Below are 1,400 nucleotides of genomic sequence, written 5' to 3'. Positions count from 1 at the left end.
TGGTATTACCAATAACTATATGGCTGGTACTATTGGGTTAGCAACAGATTATTTTACAGGTGACGATGATGGGTTTATTACCCCTGTTATTTGGGATACTGATACTGATGATTCTGCACAAGCAAGAGCTTTAGGTGTTCCTTATATCCCTGCTGATAAAAAGGATACACTACCAGATACAACAACTATCGCAATCGGCACGCAATCTTTTAATATCAATACCAAAAAACCCTGTTGGTGGGACGGTAATCAATGGATTGAAACCTGTGTCAATAACGGAACTGCTGATCTGAATGTGAAATCTATTCATTCTGATGGTGATAAAATACAATCGGATGGGAATGGGAATCTGACTGTTGGTCAGTTAAGCAGTAGAGATGGTTATAATTTTAATTATGTGAATAAAGAAACGGGCGACAATTGCTCCTTTCAAACGTTATCAACCTCTTTTAGTTACAGTTATAAAGAAACAGGTGGCGAATATAGTAATTTTCTTATCAATAAAACGACAACAACCCTCACACAAGGTAACGGTAATGGTACATTATCCTCGATTGTTATTTCAGATGATAATGTATCTATTACTTCTATTAAGGATGCTAATAAACCCTCTGAGAGAAAAAATAGTAGTTTTTCTCTAACCCCTACTAGTTTTACTTTAAACTGTAATAGAAAATCGGTTTGCGATTACTCTGATACTTCTAACCAACTCAATATGCGTGTTGCTACATGGTTTACAGATAAAGCAATTTTTAATCACGTCATTGAGCTGGCCGATGTTTCAAGTATTACAGACACAGATAGTTTAAAAGCTGGCAGTCAAGCATGGAATGATAGTCACAAAAAGCCTTGCTGGTGGGACGGTAAACAATGGGTTGATGCGACGGGTAATGCATTAAGCTAATAGTTAAATCACAATCAGGCATGAGAACGGGGCGCGATATGCGTTTTTTTTTATGCCTTTTTTTGGGATAAAGGATAGTGATGTGTATAAATATGTTAATTATTTGTGGATATTATTTTTTTATTAACAGATATTGTGAGTAAAATCTCACATATAAAAAATTATCGTTTTTTTTTATACTATTTCATATAGTATAAAAATTATTCACTTTTTTTGTAGTAAAGTAAATGCATCAAATAAATTCATTATTCGATTTTGATTTTACACGTTGTGATACAACTGAAATATTAAAAGCAGTTAATAAAGCAGGCAAGCCACTATATACATTAAATGGACTACTTATATCTTTACCAAACCCCAATATTTTATTAAATACGTTATCGTTACAAGAGTCAAAAAAAAGTAATGAAGTAGAAGGTATTATTACTACTAACGAACTTTTATTGCAAGCGATTGAAACAAGAGAAGGTCTCGATTTTGCAACTAAGGAAGTATT

The 1,400-nt window shown here is 33.2% G+C and carries 2 protein-coding genes; both read left to right on the top strand.

What is annotated here, in order from left to right:
* On the top strand, positions 1-904 hold a 904-nt coding region (locus PQG54_RS12245; RefSeq protein WP_271807735.1), incomplete at its 5' end, for a hypothetical protein.
* Between the two features lie 227 nt (positions 905-1,131).
* The coding region (locus PQG54_RS12240; RefSeq protein WP_271790839.1) for a Fic/DOC family N-terminal domain-containing protein at positions 1,132-1,400 on the top strand (269 nt) is incomplete at its 3' end.

The organism is Commensalibacter communis (genome assembly GCF_947179015.1).
Lineage (GTDB): Bacteria > Pseudomonadota > Alphaproteobacteria > Acetobacterales > Acetobacteraceae > Commensalibacter > Commensalibacter communis.
This window is presented reverse-complemented; position numbering and strand designations above follow the sequence as displayed.